The organism is Vibrio sp. 10N.261.54.E10 (assembly GCF_002877735.2).
Lineage (GTDB): Bacteria > Pseudomonadota > Gammaproteobacteria > Enterobacterales > Vibrionaceae > Vibrio > Vibrio crassostreae_C.
Genome location: NZ_MCXE02000001.1, coordinates 123176 through 149170, shown reverse-complemented (window position 1 = coordinate 149170; position 25995 = coordinate 123176). Strand labels below are relative to the sequence as shown.

The following is a 25995-nucleotide window of genomic DNA, read 5'->3' as shown; positions in this document are numbered from 1 at the left end:
TGATTCAAGCTGCTAATACACAAGTACAAAAAACCCAGCTCATAGGCTGGGTTTTCTTTTATCTAAAGATTGTTTCAAGTATCTCTACGATTCACTTTGCTCTTCGATATCGATGCGAGTCACTCGCTGTAGTCCTCTAGGCAGTAGACCACCACGACGACCACGTTCACCACGGAAGTTTTCAAGATCCGCAGGTTTCAAACCAAGCTTACGTTTACCGGCGTAGATCGTCAGCGTCGCATTCTCTGGGATAGCCATAAGATGTGAGACAAACTCTTCACGCTCTTTTGCTTTCGCAGAAGGGATGTTGATGATCTTGTTGCCTTTACCTTTGCTCAGCTGAGGGAGATCTTTAATCGGGAACAACAACATACGACCTTGGTTAGTAATCGCCAGAATCTGATTACTGTCCAAGTCAGCAATAGGGCTTGGCATCATCACTTCAGAAGCTTGTGGCAAGTTAACCAAGGCTTTACCGCTCTTGTTCTTGGACAGCAGATCGCTACCCTTACAAACAAAACCATAACCTGCATCAGAACCGACTAACCATAATTGTTCATTCTCTCCCATCACCACTTGGCGAATAGAAGTACCTGGGCTGACGTTCAAGCGGCCTGTAATTGGCTCACCTTGGCTTCGCGCCGACGGTAATGAATGTGACTCAAGGGAGTAGCTTCGACCATCACTGCCGAGGAACACCGCTTGCTGGTTACTCTTACCCTTAGCACTCGCTAAGAATTTATCACCCGATTTGTAGTTCAAACCTTCAGCGTCAACTTCATGCCCCTTGGCATGACGAATCCAACCTTTCTCAGACAACACAACCGTGATTGGTTCGCTTGGTACTAAGTCGCGCTCTGTTAGCGCTTTCGCTTCAGCGCGCTCAATCAGAGGTGAACGACGATCATCGCCGTATTTATCCGCATCTGCTTGGATTTCTTTCTTGATCAGCGTATTCAAGCGACGCTCTGAACCGAGTAGCTTTTCAAGCTTCTCACGTTCAGCTTCAAGCTCTTCTTGTTCCGCTCGGATTTTAAACTCTTCTAACTTAGCTAAGTTACGAAGTTTAATATCAAGAATCGCATTGGCTTGAATTTCAGAAATGTTGAAACGGCTCATTAGGACAGGACATGGTTCGTCTTCTGTACGAATGATCTCAATCACTTCATCGATATTAAGATAAGCAGCAAGCAAACCTTCTAAGATGTGCAAGCGTGCCAGTACTTTATCTAAACGGTACTGCAAACGACGGCGAACCGTTGTGCGACGGAACTCGATCCACTCTTTCAGGATTTGAACTAAGCCTTTAACTTGAGGACGATTATCTAAACCAATCATGTTCAAGTTAACGCGGAAGTTTTTCTCTAGATCCGTCGACGCGAACAGGTGACTCATCAATTGGTCACAGTCGATACGATTCGAACGAGGAACGACAACGATACGCGTTGGGTTCTCGTGATCCGATTCATCTCGCAAGTCGTCAACCATTGGCAGCTTCTTAGCGCGCATCTGGTTAGCGATTTGCTCAAGTAACTTCGCACCTGACACTTGATGAGGTAAAGCCGTGATAACAATATCAGAGCCTTCCTTGTGCCAAACCGCGCGCATCTTGATGCTGCCACGTCCAGTACGGTAGATCTTTTCGATGTCCGATTTCGGGGAGATAATCTCAGCTTCAGTCGGGTAATCTGGACCTTGAATGAAACCCATCACGTCTGAAAGCTCAGACTTAGGCGTATCAATTAGGTGAATGGCTGCATTCGCGACTTCACGCACGTTGTGTGGTGGAATATCGGTCGCCATACCTACCGCGATACCAGTGATACCGTTAAGTAGGATGTGAGGTAGGCGAGCAGGCAACATTTGAGGCTCTTTCATCGTGCCATCAAAGTTTGGTTGCCAGTCAACAGTGCCTTGACCTAGTTCACCTAGAAGAACCTCAGCAAACTTAGATAATTTCGCTTCGGTATAACGCATCGCAGCGAACGATTTCGGATCATCAGGTGCACCCCAGTTACCTTGACCATCTACCAATGGGTAGCGGTAAGAGAAAGGCTGCGCCATCAATACCATCGCTTCGTAACAAGCAGAGTCACCATGTGGGTGATACTTACCTAATACGTCACCAACGGTACGTGCTGATTTTTTGTATTTCGATGCAGCCGATAAGCCTAGCTCAGACATCGCGTAGATAATACGACGCTGTACTGGCTTCAAGCCATCACCGATATACGGCAATGCACGATCCATGATCACGTACATTGAGTAATTTAAGTAGGCATCTTCGGTGAACTTGCGCATTGGCAGCTGTTCAACGCCATCATATGTAATTTCGTTAGACATCCATTATACCTCGGCCATATCACCGTTAGTCTGTAGCCATGTACGGCGATCATCTGCACGTTTCTTACCAAGCAGCATGTCCATCATCTCGTTGGTTGCTTCGCTGTCATCAATCGTTAACTGCACAAGGCGACGAGTGTTTGGATCCATGGTGGTTTCACGCAACTGAAGTGGGTTCATTTCACCCAGACCTTTGAATCGTTGCACGTTGATCTTGGCTTTCTTCTGCGATAGTCGCTCAAGCACACCGTCTTTCTCTGCGTCATCAAGTGCGTAGAACACTTCTTTACCGCAATCGATACGATACAGAGGAGGCATTGCCACATAGATATGACCCGCTTCAACTAATGCATGGAAATGGCGAGTAAACAAAGCACACAGCAGTGTCGCGATATGAAGACCATCCGAGTCCGCATCGGCAAGGATACAGATCTTACCGTAACGCAGGCCGGATAAATCATCGTTGTCCGGGTCGATGCCTAGAGCCACCGAGATGTCGTGCACTTCTTGCGAAGCCAATACTTGGTCTGCTGACACTTCCCATGTATTTAGGATCTTACCGCGAAGTGGCATAACTGCTTGGAACTCACGATCACGTGCTTGTTTAGCAGAACCACCCGCCGAGTCCCCTTCCACGAAGAAGATTTCGGTACGGCTTAAGTCTTGAACTGAACAGTCAGTTAGCTTACCCGGCAGTGCTGGGCCTGAAGCGATTTTCTTACGCACAACCTTTTTGCTTGCGCGCATACGGCGGTGGGCATTCGCAATACAAGCTTCTGCTAGCTGTTCTGCCAGTTGTGGCTTTTCGTTCAACCACAGGCTAAACGCATCTTTTACCACACCAGACACAAACGCAGCAGTTTGACGTGAAGACAAGCGCTCTTTTGTTTGACCAGCAAACTGCGGATCTTGCATCTTCACCGACAGTACGTACGAACAGCGATCGAAGATATCGTCGCCCGTTAGCTTAACGCCACGCGGCAGCAAATTACGGAATTCACAGAACTCACGCATTGCATCAAGAAGACCTTGGCGAAGACCGTTTACGTGTGTACCACCTTGTTTAGTCGGTACTAAGTTCACGTAACTTTCGGTGATCATGTCGCCGCCTTCTGGCTGCCAGATGATCGCCCAGTTTGCCATTTCTGTTTCAGCAACGAATTCGCCAACATACGGTTCTTCAGGCAGCAAGGTGTAACCTTTCACGCCTTCGGCAAGGTAGTCTTTTAGGCCATCTTCATAGAACCATTTATGCTCTTCACCACCGACTTTGTCGATAAAGGTAATTTCTAAACCTGGGCAAAGCACTGCTTTTGCACGTAGGTTGTTAATCAGACGAAGTGTCGAGAATTTAGGGCTATCGAAGTACTTAGGATCAGGCCAGAAATGTACTGATGTACCACTGTTACGATGACCACAAGTGCCCGTCACAGTAAGCTCTGTTACTGCATGACCGCCTTCAAGTGCGATCTCGTGAACCTGACCTTCTCGGCGTACGGTCACTTCAACACGTTTTGACAGCGCGTTTACAACCGAGATACCTACACCGTGCAGACCACCAGAGAACTTATAGTTGTTATTCGAGAATTTACCGCCAGAGTGGAGCTTAGTTAAAATCAGCTCAACACCTGAGATCCCTTTTTCAGGGTGGATATCGACAGGCATACCACGGCCGTCATCGGTAACTTCTAACGATTGGTCTGCATGAAGTACCACTTTGATCTTCTTAGCGTGTCCCGCTAGTGCTTCATCGACCGAGTTATCAATGACTTCTTGGGCAAGGTGGTTAGGTCTTTCTGTCTCGGTATACATTCCCGGGCGGTGTCGCACAGGGTCGAGACCTTCAAGTACCTCGAGGTCTTTTGCATTATATTGTTCAGTCATAATACGGAGTTTACTCAAAAAGTTTGCGTCAGTTCGCTGGCTCCAGTTTCACTAAAGCAGAATCATTACTATGAACCGTCATAGTAGAGCGAACGAGCGAAGTATTGGGGAATATAGTCTGGAAGCTGAGTAATGATGTCAAGCTAGTTCAAAAACTAAGACATCAAACTATGATATTTCACCATTGATAGATGAAATAACAGGCAAACAAGAGAAAATCACTTGGTTGGTGGAACAGATTAAAGATTTAGAAAGGTGATGATTTGTTGTGGGTAGCGTTCAAAATCAACAAAGCTATGATCCCCGCCCTCTTCTACTGTCTGTGTTGCACCTTGGTACTTCTCTACCGCTTGTCGGTAATCCAGAACTTCGTCTTCCGTTTGCTGAAGTAACCAGAAGTCGCTCGGCTTAGCGATAGCCGAAACCTCTAACGCCTTCAGTTCATCAATATGTTTTGTTTCCAGTACATATCGTTCATCTGTGTATGGGTTTACTTGTTCACCTAAATAGTCAGCAAGAAGCTCATACGGCTTCACTGCTGGGTTTACAACCACCGCTTTAAAACCATAGTGGCTATTCAGCCATGTTGAAAGATAGCCACCCAGCGAGCTACCGACCAACGCTATTTGATATTGCTCTTTGTATTGCTCCACCAGCTGCTGTAAATGAAGTGCCGCTTGTTGAGGGAAACTCGGCAGTTGAGGGGTTACGACTTTAATATCAGCGCGATGCTCCGCACAGTAATCTGCCATCACATTCGCTTTATGAGAACGTGATGAGCTGTTAAATCCGTGAATATAGAGAAGCAGCGATGGCTTATTAGCTTGTTGATTAGAGCCTGGCATCAATAACCGCCTTCATTAGTAACCAGCAGCCTTAAAATCAGGCAAGAACTGCCCATGAGGCAGACGACGAACTTGCGTGCTAACGGTACCGTCTTGATGTAATTCAATCTCTCTCCAGCCCGGAGACAAAGTATCAACCGCGAAGTCATCTGAGTTAGGTTTGAATTGCACACAAGTCGACGGTGTTGCCATGACTTGTACACCATGATGATCTCGGTTCATGTCTTGATGAACGTGACCACACAGTACGGCTTTAACATTGGTGTGCTGTTGAACCACATCCCAAAATTGATCGGCGTCTTTTAGGTTATGTTGATCTAACCATGCGCTGCCAACCAACAATGGATGGTGGTGCAATAGAACCAAGGTATTACGTTCAGGGAACTCCGTCAGCTTCTGTTCTAATAGGTCAAGCTGTTGATCGCTGAGGCGACCATGAGGCACACCAACCACCTGCGAGTCTAGCATCACCATCTGCCAGTTATGGCCTAGCAAGACATGCTCAACACACTGTATTTGTGGTGATGGTAAAACACTGCCCATATTAGGCTTAAAGTCATGGTTCCCTGGCAGCCAATAGCATGGCTTTTCCAAAGGCTGAATCCCTGACTCAAATTTCTGGTACGACTCAGCACTGTGATCTTGAGATATATCACCGGTTGCTAAAATCGCTTGATAGTCAAAGCCCTGACTAACAATGCCATCGACTACAGCACGAAAGCTATCTTGAGTGTTGATGCTTAATAAGCTGCCATTGCTCGGCGCAAATAAATGCGTGTCCGTTAGCTGCACAAGCTTAATAGTGCTCTCATCAAATTTTGAAGTGTGTGATAATTCCAAAATAACAAATCCAGATACGTTACTGTTTAGACTTTAAAAGTGTTGATAAATAGGCTCAATTAAAAGGCAATTGGGGTTCGGCTGATACCCGTTTTTAAACAAAACGTTAACCATTCCCCAAGAAATTTATTCAATTGAAATTTCTCGTCCTTTTGCAGAAGCTTAGTGTTGGGGTAGTCATATTTCGCTTTGACTCGCGAAAAATCCCCGCTAGCGCACACTTCTGCAACTCGAGCGTCGTGATATAGCCTGACAGACATTTTTGGCAAAGGAAACACTGGCATCGCATCACTCTGACATATATCTATTAATGTGGTGTATTTTGTGACCTCATTCACTGTCAATTGATACACCATATTAACGGCTTGGTAACAGCGAACGTCACCAACCTCATGCCCAACCGGTAACAAAGCGTTCAGTTTGGCATAGTTAGTCTCGTAAACTCGCATCAATTCAGCAAGATCAACATGATACGGTTTTTTGACCGCGATATTTGGCATGACGTTAATCTATCCACTCTGACTGTAATTCTTGGTAGTTCAATTGTAGCCACTGTAGCGCAATGATCGTGGCTCCATTTTCAAATACACCATCTTTTACCAACTGATAAGCAGCTTCGCGACTCATCACTTGTACACGAATGTCTTCACCTTCGTAGTCCAATCCGTGTACCCCTTTGGCTGTCGTTGCATCAACACAGCCAACAAAGACGTCGAGCTTTTCAGAGCAACCACCAGATGAAGGATAATACGAAGTAATAGGCAATACAGATCCGACTTCGACTCCGGCTTCTTCCATTGCTTCACGACGAGCGACGTCTTGTGGCGATTCGTCCGTATCAATGATCCCAGCAACAATTTCGTATTGCCATGGGTTCTCATGCTCTAGGGCTCCGACACGGATCTGTTCGACGATCACCACTTCATCACGCACAGGATCATAAGGTAGCAAAGCGGCAGCATGTCCACGCTCAAACATCTCACGCTCTATTGGTTGGCTCCAGCCTCCCTCAAATAGTCTATGTTTAAATGTGTACTTGACCATTTTGAAAAAACCACGAAACAGCGTCTCTTTTGAGACTATTTCCACATCTTGCGGAGTAAACTCATGTCGTTGATTGTCATACTGTTGCATTTGGTACCTCACTAAGTGATCTTTATAGTTTACTCATTGTCCGAGTTAACTACCAAGGATAAGGTTCAACTTTTTATATAAAATTTATAATTAAAGTTAAGCTTTAAAAAATAAATATTGCACAAGTGGACAGTTAACTGTAAAAAAGTGCAAAGTTTCGAGTAAATTACCACCAAACTGGGTTAAACTCTTCTAAAGAAAATTCCATAAAAGGCAGGAATAGGAAAATGAAAAAACTGCTTCCACTATTTATCAGTGCAGCAATTGGCAGCCTGAGTTCGTCAGCTTTTGCTGATACGCTAGCTGAAGTTTACGACCAAGCAAAACAGAACGATCCACAACTTCTTCGTTCAGCAGCGCAGCGCGATGCCGCTTTTGAAGCAGTAACGTCAAGCCGTAGTGATTTGCTACCACAAATTGATTTAAGAGCTAACTACGATATCAACCGTGGTGATTTAAGCGATAAAAACAATGACAATAACCAATGGGGAGCTGGGATTTACTTTTCTCAAGAGCTCTACCAACGCTCTTCATGGATCACGCTAGACACGGCAGAGAAAACTGCTCGTCAATCTGATTCAGCGTACGCGGCAGAGCAACAAGCCTTGATCCTACGTGTAGCAACAGCATACTTTGAAGTACTTCGAGCTCAAGATAACCTAGAATTTGTTCGTGCAGAGAAAGCCGCAGTTGCTCGTCAACTAGAACAAACAAAGCAACGTTTTGAAGTCGGTCTTTCAGCAATCACCGATGTACATGATGCGCAAGCTCAGTACGATGGCGTATTGGCTGACGAAGTGTTAGCAGAGAACACTCTGATTAATAACTACGAAGGTCTACGTGAGATTACAGGTCAGGAACACTCTAACCTAAGCATCCTAGACACTGATCGCTTCTCAGCAAGCAAATCTTCTGAATCTGCTGCTGCACTGGTTGAGCAAGCAGAGCAAAAGAACCTGAGCCTTTTAGCATCTCGTATTTCTCAAGATGTAGCAAAAGACAACATCACACTAGCAAGTTCTGGTCACCTACCAAGCTTAACGTTAGATGGTAGCTACTCTCTTGCAGATCAATCAAACAGCTCAAATGATTACGACCAAGACAACCTAAACCTAGGTTTGAACTTAGTTGTGCCTCTATATACAGGTGGTAACACGACTTCTTTGACTAAACAGGCTGAATACAACTACGTTGCAGCAAGTGAAGATCTAGAAGCGACTTACCGTAGCGTTGTAAAAGACGTACGTGCATTCAACAACAACATCAGTGCTTCGATCGGTGCTCTACGCGCTTACGAACAGTCTGTAGTTTCTGCTCAGTCTGCTTTAGAAGCAACAGAAGCTGGTTTTGATGTTGGTACTCGTACTATCGTTGACGTACTAGATTCGACTCGTCGTCTATACGATGCGAACAAAAACCTTTCAGATGCTCGTTACAACTACATCCTAAGTGTACTTCAGCTTCGTCAAGCGGTTGGTACGCTAAGCGAACAAGACATTGTTGATGTAAACGCAGGTCTAAAAGTAGCAAGTAAGTAATTATTAATTACTTAAGTTACCCCTACAAAAATGCCGCTCATTGAGCGGCATTTTTATTATCTATTGAAAGCTAATTCTCAACCTAGCTCAAAGTTAAGCCTTGAGACTAGAAAACGGGAAGGCTAAGAGTTAGCCTCGACCACCTTTAATCGCTTTAATGATTTCAGTCGTAGAGCAACCATCTTCAAAGTTAAGTACTTTAACTTCACCACCAGCAGCAATCACTTCCGCACCACCAGCGATATCTTCAGGTTTGTAATCACCACCTTTCACAAGAATACTTGGCAATACCTCAGAGATTAAACGTTGAGGTGTATCTTCAGAGAATGGCACAACCCAATCAACTGCACCTAAGCCAGCCAATACCGCCATACGACGATCAGTTGGGTTCACAGGGCGACCAGGGCCTTTCAAGCGTTTCACTGATTCATCGGTATTTACCGCAACGATCAAACGATCGCCCAGCTCAGCCGCGTGATTCATGTAAGAAACATGACCAGCATGTAGAATATCAAAGCAGCCATTGGTCATAACTACCTTCTCGCCTTTCGCACGAGCACGCTTCACCGCTTCAACCAGTGCCGCTTCTGAGATCACACCGTAGTCTGTGTCTTGACTGCCGTGAATCGCTTCAGCTAGCTCTATCGTGGATAACGTTGACGTACCTAGCTTACCAACAACGACACCAGCTGCAGCGTTCGCTAATGCACACGCCTCATCCAATGGCTTACCAGCTGCAACAGACGCAGCCAGTACTGAGATAACCGTATCACCAGCACCAGTTACGTCGTACACTTCTTTCGCTTGGGTTGGCAAATGGAATGGTTCTAAACCTTTGCGAAGTAGTGTCATACCATGTTCACTACGAGTCACTAGCAATGCTTCAAAATCAAACTCTTCGATCAGTGCGAGTCCTTTTTCGATCATTTCTTCTTCAGATTTTACTTTGCCAGCCACCAACTCGAACTCAGCCATGTTTGGTGTAAGCAACGTTGCTCCACGGTAGCGTTCAAAGTCTGCGCCTTTCGGGTCGATAAACACAGGAACTTTTGCTGCGCGCGCTTTTTGGATAAAGCTCTGCACGTGCTCCAACGCACCTTTTGCGTAATCAGATAGAATTACCGAGCGCACATTTGGAAGCGCTTGCTCCATACGAGATAAAACCAGCTCAGGATCCGTATTCTCAAATTTATCTTCAAAATCAAGGCGAATTAGCTGCTGACCACGGCTCATCACTCGCAGTTTAGTAATGGTTGGGTAATCTTCTAACTCAACGAAATCACATTTAACCTTTAGTGCGCCTAAGGTATTTTTTAACACCTCAGCAGGCTCATCTTTACCGGTCAAACCAACGATATGAGCATGGCCACCAAGAGAAGCAATATTCATTGCTACGTTGGCTGCACCACCAGGACGCTCTTCGTTATTTTCTACTTTTACAACGGGGACTGGCGCTTCTGGTGAAATACGGCCAGTTGGGCCATACCAGTAACGGTCAAGCATTACGTCACCGACAACAAGAACGCCTGATTGGCTGTAGTCAGGTAGAATTGGTTTCATTATGGATCTCCAAAAATCGAATCTGGCTAGAGTCTAGCACACTGATTACAGAGGCTAAACTATAGATAAATGAGTAAAAGCCTATCAAGATAGGTACATCCGTCATTACTGTATGACTGGGTTATGCTTCCATCCACTGCTTCCATGCTTGAACAACATGTTCTCTTTCCATTTCGAACTTTTCAATCGCCACATCCGCATCAAGGTTAAGTAGATTACGGTGGTGGATTTCATCCCTTAATGTGGTGTACGCATTGGTCAATGCCATACCTTGTTGCTCGTCCATTATCCCTTGCGACAACAAGCTTTCAAAGATTCTCACATTGTCACACCAACGAGTAAGCTTAGGTTTCTCGTTGCTGTATCTCAGCACTAAGTATTGCGCCAAGAACTCAATATCAGTAATACCGCCCGCATCTTGTTTAAGCATGAATCGATCGGCTTTTTTACCGCCTAAATGGCCACGCATTTTTTCACGCATATCCACAACTGACTTTTTGAGTGTTGCCTCATCTCGTGGCAAGCACAAAACCTCATGCCTAGTTTTGTTAAACGCAGATACCAATAAGTCATCACCGTAAATCATACGAGCACGAGTGAGGGCCTGGTGCTCCCATGTCCACGCGTCATTGTGCTGATACTCGTCAAAGGCATCGGTTGGACTCACCAATAGACCAGATGCACCAGAAGGGCGTAGGCGAGTATCGACTTCGTACAAAATGCCAGAAGCAGTTCTGGTCGAGAAAATATGAATAATACGCTGCGCTAATCTTAAGTAGAATTGGCGTCCATCGATCTCTTTCTTTCCATCAGTATAGATGTGTACCGGGCAGTCGTGCATGAACACGATATCGAGATCGGAGTTATAACCAAGCTCCCAACCACCGACTTTGCCATAACCAACGACAGCAAAACCGCGACCTTCGCGATCTTTAACATGGGTCGGTTCACCAAACTTGGCGGATACTTGTAACCAAGCTTGATTGACCCCCGCCTCCACAATGGCTTCTGCTAAGTAGGTCAGGTGATCACTGACCTTCATGACAGGTAGAGCACCCGCAATATCCGCGGCTGCAATTCTCAATATACAGGTCTGCTTAAACTGACGCAGACCTTCCATCTGTTGCTCCATATCATCTTCAGGGATACGGGCTAGATAATCACGCAACTCGGTCTTGTAAGACTCTAAAGGCACGGGATTGTAGAGTTGCTGAGGGTCGATAAGTTCATCTAACAGAATTGGATAACGACCCAACTGCTCCGAAATCATCGGGCTTGCCGTACACAGGCGAACTAGCTGAGTCAACGCGGCAGGGTGTTCATCTAGTAGTTCAAGGTAAGTGGTACGCGTAACGATTTTATGCAGCAGATGCAGTACTCGCGACAAACCAAACTCGGCATCCTTAGCGGTGTACAGCGCTTGAAACACTTTCGGCATCAGTCGATTGAGGACTTCCCGCCCACGAGGGCCAAGAGTCTTTTTAGCCAAATCGGCTTTAAACTGAATGATCGTTTTCGCCGCATCAGGCGGGCTCGCGACCGCAATGTCGTGTTCCAACACGTGCTCAATTACATCGGGTTTATGGGCCATATCCCACAACTCGCTAAAGTGGCTCGCGATCGGATTAGCGTCATCTTCATCAACGCCAATTAGGTCTTCGAACACGGTATGTACATTCGCCATATGGGCGCGAGTTGCCACAATCAAGCTATCCCAATCGGAAAATTGCATGGCAACCGCAAGCTGCAGTTGTTCGAATTCACCGTCAGGTAAGGTTTGAGTTTGCTTATCAGCCATGGCTTGTAACAGGTTCTCAAGGCGACGCAAAAACAGATAAGCTTCACGTAGGTGCCCCACCTCTTCAGACTCTAGCAGATGAAGGGATTCAATCGCACTTAAGGTTTCGAGTAACCCTCGACCGCGTAAGCTAGGCTCGCGTCCACCACGAATCAATTGGAAGACTTGTGCGATAAACTCAACTTCACGAATACCACCAGAGCCAAGCTTGATGTTGTTCGAGAGACCACGACGACGCACTTCGCTGCTGATCATAGACTTCATTCGGCGCAGAGATTGAATCGCACTAAAATCAATATAACGGCGGAACACAAACGGGCGTAGCATTTGGCGAAGCTCTTGATACTCAGGGTACATCTCACTGCCCATCACACGCGCTTTGACCATAGCGTAGCGTTCCCAATCGCGACCTTGTTCTTGATAGTAATCTTCTAGCGCAGCGTAACTCATGACCAGTGGACCACTCTCACCGAATGGACGCAGGCGCATGTCTACTCGATAACAGAATCCATCGAAGGTTTGCTGATCAAGCGCCTTAATAATACGTTGCCCGAGACGTGTAAAGAACTGCGCATTGGCAATGCTGCGTCTTGCACCTTGGGTTTCACCATTCTCTGGGTAGGTGAAGATCAGATCGATATCGGAAGAGAAGTTAAGCTCACCGCCCCCTAGCTTGCCCATACCAATGATCAACATCGGCTGTGCTTCGCCTTGTTCATTACAAGGTGTGCCCCACTCTTTACAACAAATATCGTACTGCCATTGGTAGGTTTCGAAGATCATCGCCTCAGCCAACATCGATAGATGATTTAGGCTCTGCTCTAGCTCCCACGAACCCATAAAATCACGCCAAGCAATGTAGGTCATTTCTCGATTTCGGAATTGACGCAGCACGCGCTGACCGCTCATTTCATCGGTGCAACTAGAAAGTAATTCAGCCAAGCGTTCTCGGTATCCTTCAGCGCGTTCTTCGCATGCCAACATATTAGGTAAGTCACCACATAAAACCGTATCACGCTGCAGGCAATCACCAATAAAACAGCTTAAACCGAGTACACGTTTAAGATCTTCAGTCAGTGGCTCAGACCAAGTATTGATGGCTTCACTTTGATGCTCTAATAATTGCTCAAAAGCAGGCTGGGAGTGAGTGATGAGTTGAGAAGGCAATGGCATGTTTCTTCCTTGTATAAGCTGCGCGCCGAACAATCGGTTTATCGATTCAGTTCTTCAATAACGAGTTTTCATAACTAAAGATAAGTTATACCAAAGTTACGCCAATAAAAAACGCCCACATTAGCAATGTGGGCGTTTTATCGATTAACTTATCTGGTTGAGCTTACAACCGAGAAACAGTCTCTGGGAATTAGCCTTTGACGGATGAAGATTGGGTGCTGAGGACTAAACCTTAAATTGCTTAATCTTACCGTCGAGTTCTTGCGCGTTACTTTCCATAAGCTGAGAGGTCTCGAGCAGTTCACCAACCACCACAACTGAAGCTTCAACAAGCTCGCGTACATTGGTCAGGTTGACGCTCATCTCTTCAGCAACACTGCTCTGTTGGCCTGCAGCGGTCGCGATCTGGAAATTCATATCATTGATTTGATTGACTTGGCTTACAATGCCGTCAAGCTCACTTCCCGCGTTAGTCACCAGATCAACACCTTCAGCCGCTTCAACAACACTCTTCTCCATCAGTTCTACCGCAGAGTTAGCGCTGCTTTGTAGATGACTGATCATGTCTTGAATCTCTACCGTCGCTTGCTGAGTGCGCTGTGCAAGGTTACGAACCTCATCAGCAACAACCGCAAAACCACGACCCGCTTCACCGGCACGTGCCGCTTCAATTGCAGCGTTCAATGCTAGTAGGTTTGTCTGTTCTGAAATGCCTTGGATAGTACCAACCACACTGCCAATTGAGTCAACGCGTTCTTCTACTTGGTTTACCGCTGCTGCAGATGCTGCGATATCTGAAGATAGCTCACTCATCTTAGACACTGATCCTTGAACGAACTTCTGACCAGTAAGAGCTTGGCCTGATGCCTGTTCAGTCAATGACGAAGCGCTTTGTGCATGCTCAGCGACAGTTTGCACCGTCGACGTCATCTCACTCATTGCTGTTGCCAGTTGATCGATCTCGTTGAACTCTTCTTGAGCTGACTCTTTGGTTTCAGACATGCTGATGGTCATCACTTCCGTCAGAGCAAACAGCTCATCAGAAGAGGCCACCTGAGTTTTGATCATGTCGTTCAGTTGGACGCGAGTTTTTTCAAGTTCGCGTGCCACATCGCCGTATTCATCTTTACAATCCATTTGAATCGGCACTGATAAGTTCTTATCTGCCATGGTTTTAATGGCGTCATTAAGGTATTGAGTCTGGCGCAGCATAACGCGCGCCGCTGCTAACAGAAGAACCACAAACACAATGATCATCAAGGCTGTTTGCCAAGCCACTTGAACTAGGTAAGTCTCGTAATGCTGTTGTGCGACTTGCGCATTGTTCGTTACAGCAAGCAATGAATCGTAAAACGTACTTGCGTCCCATAGCTGCTTCGAAATGATCAAGATAGTGCTGAATATCATCAACATGACCATTTTTGGAACGAGACGAACGTCAGAGATTATCCTTTCCCACGGCTTGAATGACAGTTTAGTCATTGTCAGTTCTCCATTAATTCTTATATATTGATGGCTTCTATATCCGCGAGGTGGCTATGTCAGTCAAAGTTCGCGATTTATTTTGAGCCTCGTATGAATGTTGAATAATACCAAAGACGCCACCAAGCCGATGAGCTTATTGTCACTGATTCTCTCTTTCTTAGCGTTATTTGTGATCTCAGGCTTATTGTTCGTACCGATCGATAAAGAATCGAAACAAGTCCTTATCGGCCTCGATTTTATAATCTGTAGTGTTTTTCTTTTTCAGCTCACAATTGATCTATTTAGATCACAAAACAAAAAAGAATTTCTAAAAGTACACTGGATCGATTTCTTAGCAAGTATCCCAATGATCGAGCCTCTTCGTTTCGCCCGTATTTTTCAAATTCTGCGAGTCATCTTAGTTCTGCGTTCAAGTAAACGTATTTTCAGAGAGTTATTTCGTAATAGGAAAGAGACCACTTTCGCTTCCATCATTCTGCTTTTGGTGATCTTACTGACTATCGGTGCTGGCACGATCCTGCTATTGGAACACAAAGATCCGAACGCCAACATCACTACAGGTCATGATGCTTTATGGTGGGCGTTTGTGACCATCAGTACTGTGGGTTATGGCGACCATTACCCAGTGACAATTTCCGGTCAGTTAGTGGCTTCAATGGTGATCATCTGTGGTGTCGGTGTGTTTGGTATGATTTCAGGCTTGATTACTTCTTTGATCACCTCCCCAACTCATCATGAGAATCAACGAGCGGAAAACAAAGAGAAACACCTTGAGAAGATCATCGAGCAGCAACAGAAAATCTTAGAGCGACTCGAAAAACTTGAGCAACAAACAAAAAAATAGGGCCCGAGCCCTATTTTCAAATTCATACTTCTATTGATACAGGTATCGAGTTTAGTCTTGCCAGTATGGCTCAACCTCAACACTGATTTGGCGTGTCTGTTCCATCGCATGCAGAATGGACACTTCTTGACGAGCTAACCAACGCTCTAGCTGAAGCTTCTCATCGCCTTCCAGCTTCTCAGTCAAAGGCTCTAATGTTTTAAGTGCCAGCAAGTCATCAATGCCTTGCACCATATCGGCCCATGGCAAGCGGAAGCTGTTTCGTTCATCGTCATCATACAAACTCGCGAAACCAACGCCAGAATACAGATTACGCATCAAACGGTATTGCTGATCAATATACGCTTGGCTAGTCATCACTCGCTCTGGCGGGAAAGCTTCCATCAAATCGGCCCATGTGCGATCGAGTTGCTGCACGGAAAACCATTCGATACCACGAGCCATTTGCTCACGTGCTTTTTCATCTAAGAAAGGTTGCCAGCCACGAGACAAGATCCAACGGCTCAGATCTAATAATAACCCAGTGTATCGAGCAGAACTCAGCAAGGTAAGCAGATCTTCACGATCTGGCAGTTGATCTTGCATCTCTTTAAGCTCAGCGACTAAGAACTTACGCGCATCGAGTTTACGTAGTACATGGCCTTTATCTTCCAGCAAGTCTTCGAAGTGATCATAGCTTTTCAGCCAGTCGAGCTCTTGCTCAAGCCACTTCAACTCTTGACGTAAAATCGCACTTGCTCGTCTAGGGACAATGCCGCCATAGATAGTGAAAGTTTGGCGAATAAAACTCAGCGAGTGACTGATCTCATGCAAAGCTTCAATCGATTGACGCTCTGTGAAAATCTGCTCGTGATAATGCCAATGAGCGAGAGCATGCTCTAAAGATTGAATAAAACACGATTCAACGGTATCACTTTTGTCAGTATCAACTAAGGTCAAAGGAGTAACTTCATCTCCTTGATAACCTTGAGCAAGACGGTAACCCTTAGCTGCTTTACTTAGGTTACCCAAACGCATGCCACCTTGTTCGCAGAATTGGCGAGACAATGTAAATAGCGCATCCGTTTGACCGGATTTAAGTTCCAATTCGACTTCGCAAATCGGTTCTTGCAGGTCGCCTGATTCAACAAAGCCTTGATCGAATGCGACCTCGACTTGGCTACCATCAGGCATACCAATCAACCACTGCTCACGCGTGAAGTTGGTAGAGAACAGAGGAGTCAGCTCAGCTTGCAACGTTTCGATGTCTTTACCTGTTGGCCAGATATCCTCTGGGTGCAGGGCTAGCTTAGGTTCGTTGCTGTCGTGTTCTGCATTGTATTCAGGCCTTTGATGCAGGCCAGCAACCACACGACCAGCAGTCTTTACGGTTTGTACAAATACGTCATCAAAGCGTCGAATGCGTAAGCCTGTATCGTGCTTACGTAGCCAGTTGTCAGCGGTGTCAAAGTAGATGTTACCTAGCTCACGACAACTGTGCTGAAGTACTTTAGTTTCAGCAATTTTATTGCGTAAAGTCTCTGAAAATTCAGGAGAAACAAAAAACTTCAGTTCTATCTCGGTTTCCATAGTTATACCTTTCTGTGAAGATAGGGACAGGATATTGCCAATTTGAAAAGTCGGCAAGTCAGAAATATCGCCCTTATGATGATCTAAAACAGTTTTAATGAGAGATTGATTAGGTTAACATGCGCGACTTTGTAGCCATCGCTTAACATTTCACCATGAATATGGTGTATGTTGTTTTAAGGTTATTATTTATTAGGTTGGATGACCATGCCAGTAAATACAATTATGGGGTTATTTGCAAAGTCCCCAATTAAACCTTTGCAGCGTCACGTAGTATGCGTGAACGAATGTTGTTCTCACCTAGTTAATTTCTTTGAAGTTTCTTCAAAAGGTGACTGGGAAAAAGCATCAGAAATTCGAGCTCAAATTTCTCACCTTGAGAAAGAAGCTGACGTACTAAAACGTGAAATTCGCCTTAAACTTCCTCGTGGTTTGTTTATGCCAGTTGATCGCACCGATATGTTGGAGCTATTAACTCAACAAGACAAACTCGCAAACCTAGCGAAAGACATTGCTGGCCGTGTATATGGTCGTCAACTTGTCATTCCTGCTCCTATGCAAGAAAACTTCATCGCTTACGTTAAACGTTGTCTAGATGCAGCGAACCAAGCACAAAACGTAATCAATGAATTAGACGAATTACTTGAGACTGGCTTTAAAGGCCGTGAAGTAACACTCGTTGCCGAAATGATTCATCAATTAGATGTAATTGAAGATGACACGGATGCGATGCAGATCGAACTACGCCAACAACTAATGGCAATTGAAGGCGATCTGAATCCAGTTGATATCATGTTCTTATACAAAATTCTTGAATGGGTTGGTGGTATTGCAGATCAAGCACAGCGTGTAGGCGCTCGTCTTGAAGTAATGCTTTCTCGATCTTAAATCATACGTTAACCATATAACGAAGAGCATTTTTTGAACAAACCACTTATGCGCTGAGTATTCCTCTCGCTGAGCGGTTTTTTGCGTCTAAATTTGTTCCGCTTGTTATCAAACAACTAGGTATTACGATGGATATCCTTGCTAACTACGGCACTGTCCTGATTATTGTTGCAGCAGCTTTCGGTTTCTTGATGGCTATTGGTATTGGTGCAAATGACGTTGCGAACGCAATGGGCACCTCAGTAGGCTCTAAAGCTTTAACCGTTAAACAAGCGATCATTATCGCAATGATCTTTGAATTCGCAGGTGCTTACCTTGCGGGCGGCGAAGTAACAGACACGATCCGTAAAGGTGTTATCGAAACGTCTCTATTCGCTCATCAACCAGATGTACTTGTGTACGGCATGATGTCAGCACTTCTTGCTGCTGGTACATGGCTACTTCTCGCTTCTTACATGGGCTGGCCGGTTTCTACGACTCACTCAATCATCGGTGCAATCATCGGTTTTGCGTGTATTTCTGTAGGTACTGAAGCGGTAGACTGGAACAGTGTTCAAGGTATTGTGGGTAGTTGGATTATCACACCGGTTATTTCCGGCTTCTTCGCTTACGTCATATTTGTAAGTGCTCAACGACTGATTTTTGATACAGAGAACCCGCTATTTAACGCGAAACGCTTTGTACCGGTATACATGTTCATTACAACAATGGTAATTGCACTTGTAACCATCAAGAAAGGCCTTAAGCACGTTGGTCTTCACCTAAGCAACACTGAAGCATGGGTTTGGGCTGCTGGCGTTTCTGCGCTTGTAATGATCGGCGGTTACCTATACATCCAGAAGAAATTCGCTAACCGCGAAGAAGACCACGGCTTTGCAGGTGTTGAAGGCATCTTCTCTGTACTCATGGTTATCACAGCTTGTGCGATGGCATTTGCACACGGTTCAAACGACGTTGCGAACGCGATTGGTCCACTGTCTGCTGTTGTATCAACCGTTGAGCACATGGGTGAAATCACAGGTAAGAGTACTATCGCATGGTGGATTCTTCCTCTAGGTGGATTCGGTATCGTTGTTGGTCTTGCAACAATGGGTCATAAAGTAATGGCAACCGTTGGTACTGGTATTACAGAACTAACACCAAGCCGTGGCTTTGCTGCACAACTTGCAACTGCATGTACGGTTGTACTAGCTTCAGGTACTGGCCTTCCAATCTCTACTACACAAACACTCGTTGGTGCTGTTTTAGGTGTTGGTTTTGCTCGTGGTATCGCAGCACTAAACTTAGGCGTTGTACGTAATATCGTGGCTTCTTGGATTGTGACACTACCTGCAGGTGCTCTACTTGCTGTTGTGTTCTTCTACGGAATTCAAGCTGCGTTTACTATGTAATCGCGACTGCGTTAGTGAATACTAGCGTCAGAACAGTGTGAGCTTCAGTAACGATATGTAAATGCCATGTCATTATTGACTCAAACGCACAGAAAGGGAGGCTTTGCCTCCCTTCTTTGTTGCACCGCATAAAGAAACTAAATATTATTTGCTAATTGAGGCTGACTCATACGCCTACCCAATTTGAATCGTTAAGGGATTTACTGTGAAAAAACTGATTAGCTTAGTTTTGTTCGCAATGCTTGCGGCTCCAGCTGCCTTTGCACAAGACCGTTATATTGCTGACAAACTATTTACTTATATGCATTCTGGCCCAAACAACACATTCCGTATCATCGGTAGTGTTGATGCTGGTGAAAAGATTACATTCCTACAAACTAACAAGAGTACGGGTTACACCCAAATTCAAGACAACCGTGGCCGTAAAGGTTGGGTTGAAAGCAAGTTTGTAAGCACTCAAGAAAGCATGGCACTGCGTATGCCTAAGCTAGAGAAAGAGCTGACGGAAGTTAAAGGCAAGCTAGCGAATGCTCGTCAGAGTGCTGACAGCGAAAAAGCTGGCCTAGCAAGCTCTCTAGATTCTCGTAACAAGCAGATTGCTGAACTAGAACAGAACTACAGTGAAATTAGCCAACAGCTAACGAGTTCTCAAACAGAGAACCGTGAACTGCGCGCTAAGCTAGACACTCAAAAAGACGACCTACTATTGAAGTACTTCATGTACGGTGGTGGTGTTGCGGGTATTGGTCTACTTCTAGGCCTTGTTCTGCCACACATCATGCCTCGTCGCAGAAAATCACCAAACGGTTGGGCGTAGACTTAACGCTTGTATCAGGTACAGTAAATTCAGTATCGAATATCAAAAAGGAGCACCGAGGTGCTCCTTTTTATTTGTCTGTTATCTAAATACGTATAGAAATCGCTAACCTTTCCACTCGTACAGAGCTGGGATTTCTATCTTCTGCTGATTGAACTCTATGATCACCGATTGTGGCTTAATCTCCAGCAATTGAATGTCTTGTCCAATCCAATCTCCTTGCGCCACTTCTTGACCGTTCACTTTTACCCAACGCTTGGTTTCGCTGCTCGAGTACATATGGGTTTGTAGGTCTAACTTAGGAAGGACGCCTGATAAGCTATTGGTGTGCGTTTCCAGCTCAATGACCTGAGAACCCCTTTGCCCTGAGGGTCTAGAATCCATCGGCTCAGGAGCGCTTTGTTGCTCCCCCATAATGGATTCAAGCTTCAATGCCAAATCAGGTGGCAACTCACTGAGGTCTAGCCCTTGCAGCAGATCACTGTCCGATTGTAAGTCACTATTTGATTGCTGATCAGTGCTTGATTGCAGAGCAGTCGTTTCATCACTCGCGCCTGGCTGAACGGATGACGATTCAGAACTGGCTGTCATTTGAGTGTTGTTATCAGCATTAGCGAAGATCACTGCTGAGCCACCAGCGGTGTTTGCACGATTAGCGCCAGAATCAATCTGTGCATACATCTCTTGGCGTGGCAATGCTTTCAACGGTTGGCTCGCCGGTGCAGGGCGAACGGTGAACAAGGCATCTTCTTCCTCAGACACGGCATCCATGCTTGCTATATCAGCATCCGCAATTTCAGGCTCAATGTCTGATTCAGTTTTAAATTCTGGCAGAGCGACATTGGCAGCTTGGTTCACGGCTTCTTGTTGTTGGATATACGATTGATAAGCCAAGACGCCACCCACCAACAAAGAAGGAACCAAGATTAAGAGTAGCCCCATCGCTAACGATGAACCTCGCTTGTTGCTCATCCCTTTTGCAGAATTAGGAACATGATGATTCTGGTAGCCTTTGAAGCTTGGTTTGCTAAGAGAGTGCTGATTAATAGAAGATGGCTTGTGAGACGGCTGTTTAAGTTCGTGCATAATGCGTGACATTAGCTTTCGCCCCCTTCTAGTGACATCAGCTTAGGCGAATCGAGTTGAGCTAATCTCTGCAATCTTGCTAAGGTGCGCTTACCTGCAATGCCATCAACAGACATACCTTGCCACGTTTGAAATGCTTCGATTTTCATTTTTAACTCATAATCAAATACATCATTACCGGAAACAACCTCTCCTAATACTTCAGAAAGCAGTAGATCAAGCAAAGCAACCGCTTCACCTTGATAGCCCTCTTTAAGGGTCTCTCGCAGCGGCTGCTTCCAAATAGCGACGTAATCGCCTTGCCAGATTTGCTCTAAGGATTGCTTCGGCATCACCAACAGCTTTTCATTAACCAGCAACTCGACAGAATCCTTAGACACGCCATACAGCACAGCAAACACTGGTTTTTGGTCTATGTCGAGATTAAGTACCACAGGAACACCAAGTTCTAACAAGGTATCCAAACTGGCCTGCTGCTGCTCACACACAAAAACACTTTGTGGCTCACTTAAGCACAATCCATCACGCAGTGAAGATTGATATCCCCACAGCGTATACAAGTCTTTGATAGCGAGAGAACGATTGGTCCCCTGCATCAAATGTTGTTGAATGTGTTGTGGCAATTCAAACTTGGCAGGTTTTGGCTCAGCAACCAACTTAGGAACATCTGATACCAAAGAACGCTGAGTACGTGCTAACACTTCCGTCTTTGCTCCATTTGATGCATCCGTAGGCAACCAAGCATTGATATAGCTTGGAGCGAAGTTAAAGGTCGCTATTGCAAGACCAACGCTTAACGTCGCAATCCCTGCGTATTGGAATAACTTAGGCGCGACACGAGAAGTTAGAGCTTTCTCGACGTGATACACATCGGCCTGAAAGGACATAACCTGCTGACACGCTCGGTTAACCGTTTCATTGCTCGGTAGCTGCTCACCGTCATGAAAAGCCAACTGCAGTGCTTTATCACACACCAAGTTAATGAGCCTTGGAATACCATGCGTATATTGAGCAATCAGCTTGATAGAACGGTTCGAAAACAACATCTGCTCGCCACCCGCCGTCTCCAAACGAAACGCGATGTACTTGCCCGTTTCTTCGGTATTAAGAGGCAGTAAGTGATAACGACCAGTAATGCGCTGTGCTAGCTGACGTAGCTGCGTGGTTTGTAAGTGCTGTTGTAATTCCGGCTGGCCGACCAACAGTACTTTTAACAGCTTACGATTGTCGGTTTCCAAGTTTGTTAGAAGGCGTAACTGCTCCAACACATCGGCAGCGAGGTGTTGGGCTTCATCGATCACCAATAGGGTTTGAATGCCTTCGGCATGGCTATCAAGTAGAAAATAATGAATAGCCTGACTGAGCTGTTTCAACGATGCTTGTTCTGGGTACTCGACCTCAAACTCATCGCAGATAGCTTCTAGTAAATCCGTATTTGAAAACGTAGGGTTAAGTATAAGGCCAGCCTGAGTATGACTATCCAATGAAGACAACATCGCCTTAGCGACCGTTGTTTTCCCTGTACCAACCTCACCAGTAAGCATCGCAAAGCCCCCACCCTCGCCTAAACCGGCTTGTAGGTTCTGCATCGCTTCTTGATGGCGCTGACTCAAAAACAAGTAGCGAGAATTTGGTACAATCGAAAATGGCATCTCAACGAAGCCAAAATATTCCTTATACATGTGCTGCCCTATAATTACGATTAATGGAAAGTACCATTGCTTGCAGTAAAGTCCAGCAGTGATAAAACATTTCGAGGTGATAAGTTGCAAATATACGATAGCCTACCAAAAGACAATGGGCTACAGCGCTACCTAGTCGGTGGAGCGGTGCGCGATAAGCTGCTCAACATTGATAGCTATGATAGAGATTGGGTTGTGGTAGGGAGTACCCCTCAAGAGATGGAAAACCTTGGCTTTACTGCAGTGGGCAAAGACTTCCCCGTATTCTTACACCCAAAAACCAAAGAAGAGCACGCACTGGCTCGCACCGAAAGAAAGTCAGGTTCGGGTTACACAGGTTTCGAATGTTACTTCGCGCCAGACGTGAGTTTGGAAGAAGATCTCATGCGTCGAGATTTGACCATCAACGCCATTGCTCAAGACGATAAAGGCCAGCTTTACGATCCTTACCATGGCCAAAAAGATCTCTCTGATCGTATTCTAAGGCACGTCTCGGACGCTTTTGTTGAAGATCCTCTTCGTGTGCTGCGTGTGGCTCGCTTCGCCGCCAAACTCCATCACCTCAACTTTACGGTTGCACCAGAAACCATGGTGATGATGAGCGAGATAGTTCAATCCGGTGAACTGGCACATCTCACTGCCGAACGAGTTTGGCAAGAGTGGCATAAATCCCTTAGTACTCCGCACCCTGAAGTATTCCTTTCGATACTTAAAGAGTGTGGTGCATTGGCTGTTGTGTTGCCTGAAATTGACGCGCTGTTTGGTGTACCTCAACCGGAAAAGTGGCACCCTGAGATCGACACGGGCATTCACACTCTGATGGTTGCTCAGCAAGCTGCGCGATTAAGCTCATCGTTACCCGTGCGTTTTGCCGCTCAAGTACATGATTTAGGTAAAGGCGTCACGCCAGAAAGCGAGTGGCCAAGCCACAAAATGCATTGCCATACAGGCTTAAAAATCATTAAGAAGCTGTGTGAAAGAGTCAGAGTGCCCAATGAATTCAGAGACCTTGCGTTGTTAGTGTGCGAGCAACATTCTAATATCCACCGCGCAGGCGAGCTCAAACCAACCACCTTTCTCAAGGTTCTCAACAAGTTCGATGTTTGGCGTAAGCCAGATAGGCTCGACGATATACTACTTTGCTGCCAGGCCGACCACGCAGGCCGAAAAGGATTAGAAGATCAGCCTTATCCTCAAAAAGCGCGCTTTGAAGTCGCCTACCAAGCGGCGCTTCAAGTCGAAGTAAAAGCGATCATTACCGATGGTTTTAAAGGCAAAGATATTCGAGAAGAACAAGAGAAACGCAGAGCCATCGCAATTGAAAACGCCCTATCAGAACTCGCTAGCAGTTAATCGTCGCCGCTCTACCTAAAACGTATAAAAAGCCCGCAGTTAAGCGGGCCTTTTGTTTCAATTCTTACAGCGAGACCGTTGCCTGTGTCTGTTACTGCATCATTAAGAAAGCAAACAGACCACAACCTAGAATCAGGCGGTAGATAACGAACGGTGTCATGCCCATACGAGAGATAAGCTTCAAGAAAAAGTGGATACAGATGTAAGCACTGATGAAAGACACCGCAACGCCCGTTAGCAAAGTGCCAACATGGATTGGATCACCGCTTGTCACCAACTTAAGACCTAAATAACCACCAGCCAGAGTGATGATTGGGATAGACATCAAGAAAGAGAATCGAGCCGCCGCTTCACGTGTGAAACCAAGGTAAAGCGCCGCGGTAATGGTTGCGCCAGAACGAGACGTGCCCGGAATGATCGCCATTGCTTGAGCAAGACCAATAAACAGCGCCTTTTTCCAACCCGCTTGGTATTCGTCATCGCGCAGGCTTGAGTTCTTGTCCACCCACCATAACAATAGACCAAAGATAATCGTTGTCGTCGCGATCACCCACGCACTGCGTAAGTAAAGCTCAACAATATCTTTCATCAACAAGCCAAAGATACACGCAGGAATCGTCGCGAGAATGATCATCCACGCTAACTTCGCTTCTTTACTACGATCGCCTTTAAACACTGAACCAAAGAATGCGCTCAACAGAGAGACCACTTCTTTACGGAAATAGATAACAACAGCTGCCAAAGTACCAACGTGGACAGCGACATCAAAAGCCAAACCTTGATCTTCCCAGCCTAAAACAGCTGAAGGAAGGATTAGGTGTGCAGAACTGGAAATAGGTAAAAACTCTGTAAAGCCTTGCACCAACGCCAATATAAACGCTTCAAAATAACTCATTACTTACCTTAAAAATTATAGTTTTATATCTACGACAGAGAGCGAGTCTAATTGCTGCATCTTCTGCCATATTTCACTGACGGTTCTTCCGTCTTGCGGGATCACTCGCGCAGGACAAAGATCATAAAGCGGCTGTGTTACAAAAGGATATTTGTAGATATCACTGCGTGGTAATTCTGGTTCACACTCAGAAACCTCCTCTCCAAACAGCACAATATCAAGATCGAGTTTTCGATCTTGTAGTTTGTGCGCATCTTGAGAGCGACCCCATTTAAACTCAATTTTACGCAGCTGCTGTGAAAATTCAGTCAATGAGAGTGACGTGTCGAGCTCTATCACAAAGTTATAAAACGGATGGCTATTAAAACCGACGGGCTCACAGTGATAGATTTTAGAGCATTTAAGGTTAGTCCCTAACGATTGAAGCTCTGTCCATGCCACCCTTGCATGCTTGTCGCGGTCTATGTTCGTGCCAACACCAACATAGGCTACTGTCATGCTTGACCTCGTTCGATGATCACACCAACGGCTTTTGCTTGTGGCACTGCGCCAGGTTTAGCCAATCGGATTTTAATCCACGGCACAGAGAACTGAGTCATAATAAGCTCTGCGACTTCTTCAGCAACACGTTCTACGAGTAGAAAACGGCCATTTGCAATGTGCTCAAGTACTGCAGTGCTCACTTTCGAATAATCCAAAGCATCAACCACATCATCACTCTTGCCTGCTGGGCGGTTGTCATGAGCCATTTCAATATCAAGCACCAGTTTCTGTTTGATCTCTTGCTCCCAATCGTAAACACCGATCGTTGTAATTACTTCTAGCTGCTCAATGAAAACTTTATCCAGTGCCATGACTTGTCCTTTTAGA

Annotated in this window: 21 protein-coding genes; 6 read left to right on the top strand and 15 right to left on the bottom strand. The window is 45.6% G+C overall.

The window, feature by feature from the left end; genetic code table 11:
• Positions 1–84 precede the first annotated feature (84 nt).
• The 6 genes from parC to nudF all read right to left on the bottom strand — a co-directional run bounded on the left by parC (position 85) and on the right by nudF (position 7046).
• A complete protein-coding gene (parC, locus tag BCU07_RS00600) occupies positions 85–2343 on the bottom strand; it encodes a DNA topoisomerase IV subunit A (RefSeq protein WP_017067236.1) in 2259 nt (752 codons plus the stop codon).
• A 3-nt stretch (positions 2344–2346) separates the two neighbouring features.
• The gene (parE, locus tag BCU07_RS00595) at positions 2347–4227 is read right to left on the bottom strand and encodes a DNA topoisomerase IV subunit B (protein WP_017061428.1); all 1881 of its coding nucleotides are present in this window, start codon (positions 4225–4227) and stop codon (positions 2347–2349) included.
• A 239-nt stretch (positions 4228–4466) separates the two neighbouring features.
• Entirely contained in the window at positions 4467–5072 is a 606-nt protein-coding gene (gene yqiA / locus BCU07_RS00590) for an esterase YqiA (protein WP_017061427.1), read from the bottom strand.
• A 15-nt stretch (positions 5073–5087) separates the two neighbouring features.
• A complete protein-coding gene (gene cpdA, locus BCU07_RS00585) occupies positions 5088–5912 on the bottom strand; it encodes a 3',5'-cyclic-AMP phosphodiesterase (RefSeq protein ID WP_102428611.1) in 825 nt (274 codons plus the stop codon).
• Positions 5913–5971: 59 nt separating this feature from the next.
• A complete protein-coding gene (locus BCU07_RS00580; RefSeq protein WP_008222561.1) occupies positions 5972–6412 on the bottom strand; it encodes a DUF1249 family protein in 441 nt (146 codons plus the stop codon).
• A 4-nt stretch (positions 6413–6416) separates the two neighbouring features.
• Positions 6417–7046 carry an ADP-ribose diphosphatase gene (nudF, locus tag BCU07_RS00575; RefSeq protein WP_017061425.1) on the bottom strand — a complete coding sequence of 210 codons (630 nt, stop codon included), beginning with the start codon at positions 7044–7046 and terminating at the stop codon, positions 6417–6419.
• A gap of 227 nt (positions 7047–7273) precedes the next feature.
• Here nudF and tolC point away from each other — a divergent pair, with 227 nt between their 5' ends.
• Positions 7274–8584, top strand: a complete 1311-nt coding sequence (gene tolC, locus BCU07_RS00570) for an outer membrane channel protein TolC (protein WP_076673950.1) — start codon at positions 7274–7276, stop codon at positions 8582–8584.
• Between the two features lie 129 nt (positions 8585–8713).
• On the opposite strand, the gene hldE is transcribed toward tolC, so the two are convergent.
• The 3 genes from hldE to BCU07_RS00555 form a co-directional block, all read right to left on the bottom strand.
• Positions 8714–10144 (bottom strand): bifunctional D-glycero-beta-D-manno-heptose-7-phosphate kinase/D-glycero-beta-D-manno-heptose 1-phosphate adenylyltransferase HldE, encoded by a 1431-nt coding sequence (gene hldE / locus BCU07_RS00565; protein ID WP_050649505.1) that lies wholly within the window; start codon positions 10142–10144, stop codon positions 8714–8716.
• A gap of 121 nt (positions 10145–10265) precedes the next feature.
• Positions 10266–13115, bottom strand: a complete 2850-nt coding sequence (gene glnE, locus BCU07_RS00560; RefSeq protein WP_102428399.1) for a bifunctional [glutamate--ammonia ligase]-adenylyl-L-tyrosine phosphorylase/[glutamate--ammonia-ligase] adenylyltransferase — start codon at positions 13113–13115, stop codon at positions 10266–10268.
• 225 nt (positions 13116–13340) lie between these two features.
• Positions 13341–14597, bottom strand: coding sequence for a methyl-accepting chemotaxis protein (locus BCU07_RS00555; RefSeq protein ID WP_048658011.1), 1257 nt, complete (start codon positions 14595–14597; stop codon positions 13341–13343).
• A gap of 97 nt (positions 14598–14694) precedes the next feature.
• Here BCU07_RS00555 and BCU07_RS00550 point away from each other — a divergent pair, with 97 nt between their 5' ends.
• Positions 14695–15444 (top strand): potassium channel family protein, encoded by a 750-nt coding sequence (locus BCU07_RS00550; RefSeq protein ID WP_102428400.1) that lies wholly within the window; start codon positions 14695–14697, stop codon positions 15442–15444.
• Positions 15445–15495: 51 nt separating this feature from the next.
• Here BCU07_RS00550 and BCU07_RS00545 read toward each other — a convergent pair whose 3' ends face one another.
• Positions 15496–17013 (bottom strand): inorganic triphosphatase, encoded by a 1518-nt coding sequence (locus BCU07_RS00545; RefSeq protein ID WP_102428401.1) that lies wholly within the window; start codon positions 17011–17013, stop codon positions 15496–15498.
• Positions 17014–17220: 207 nt separating this feature from the next.
• On the opposite strand from BCU07_RS00545, the gene BCU07_RS00540 reads away from it, so the two are divergent.
• The 3 genes from BCU07_RS00540 to BCU07_RS00530 all read left to right on the top strand — a co-directional run bounded on the left by BCU07_RS00540 (position 17221) and on the right by BCU07_RS00530 (position 20109).
• Entirely contained in the window at positions 17221–17901 is a 681-nt protein-coding gene (locus BCU07_RS00540) for a TIGR00153 family protein (RefSeq protein WP_010434644.1), read from the top strand.
• A 128-nt stretch (positions 17902–18029) separates the two neighbouring features.
• Complete coding sequence (locus tag BCU07_RS00535) at positions 18030–19292, top strand: inorganic phosphate transporter (RefSeq protein WP_017061418.1); 1263 nt, start codon at positions 18030–18032, stop codon at positions 19290–19292.
• A gap of 205 nt (positions 19293–19497) precedes the next feature.
• Entirely contained in the window at positions 19498–20109 is a 612-nt protein-coding gene (locus tag BCU07_RS00530; RefSeq protein WP_017062917.1) for a TIGR04211 family SH3 domain-containing protein, read from the top strand.
• A gap of 105 nt (positions 20110–20214) precedes the next feature.
• On the opposite strand, the gene BCU07_RS00525 is transcribed toward BCU07_RS00530, so the two are convergent.
• Together BCU07_RS00525 and BCU07_RS00520 are read right to left on the bottom strand one after the other, a co-directional pair.
• The gene (locus BCU07_RS00525; protein WP_017061416.1) at positions 20215–21207 is read right to left on the bottom strand and encodes a general secretion pathway protein GspB; all 993 of its coding nucleotides are present in this window, start codon (positions 21205–21207) and stop codon (positions 20215–20217) included.
• Entirely contained in the window at positions 21207–22877 is a 1671-nt protein-coding gene (locus BCU07_RS00520; protein WP_198599054.1) for an ExeA family protein, read from the bottom strand. The genes BCU07_RS00525 and BCU07_RS00520 overlap by 1 nt, the downstream gene beginning before the upstream one ends.
• A 36-nt stretch (positions 22878–22913) precedes the next feature.
• Here BCU07_RS00520 and BCU07_RS00515 point away from each other — a divergent pair, with 36 nt between their 5' ends.
• A complete protein-coding gene (locus tag BCU07_RS00515; protein WP_102428402.1) occupies positions 22914–24230 on the top strand; it encodes a multifunctional CCA addition/repair protein in 1317 nt (438 codons plus the stop codon).
• A gap of 91 nt (positions 24231–24321) precedes the next feature.
• On the opposite strand, the gene BCU07_RS00510 is transcribed toward BCU07_RS00515, so the two are convergent.
• From BCU07_RS00510 to folB, 3 genes are read right to left on the bottom strand one after another with little or no spacing between them, the layout of a single operon-like run.
• Positions 24322–25125, bottom strand: coding sequence for an undecaprenyl-diphosphate phosphatase (locus BCU07_RS00510; RefSeq protein ID WP_010434624.1), 804 nt, complete (start codon positions 25123–25125; stop codon positions 24322–24324).
• Between the two features lie 15 nt (positions 25126–25140).
• On the bottom strand, positions 25141–25623 hold the full coding sequence (folK, locus tag BCU07_RS00505; RefSeq protein WP_017062921.1) for a 2-amino-4-hydroxy-6-hydroxymethyldihydropteridine diphosphokinase: 483 nt from the start codon (positions 25621–25623) through the stop codon (positions 25141–25143).
• Positions 25620–25979, bottom strand: a complete 360-nt coding sequence (gene folB / locus BCU07_RS00500; RefSeq protein WP_017061412.1) for a dihydroneopterin aldolase — start codon at positions 25977–25979, stop codon at positions 25620–25622. Before folB ends, folK begins: the two co-directional genes overlap by 4 nt.
• Positions 25980–25995 lie beyond the last annotated feature (16 nt).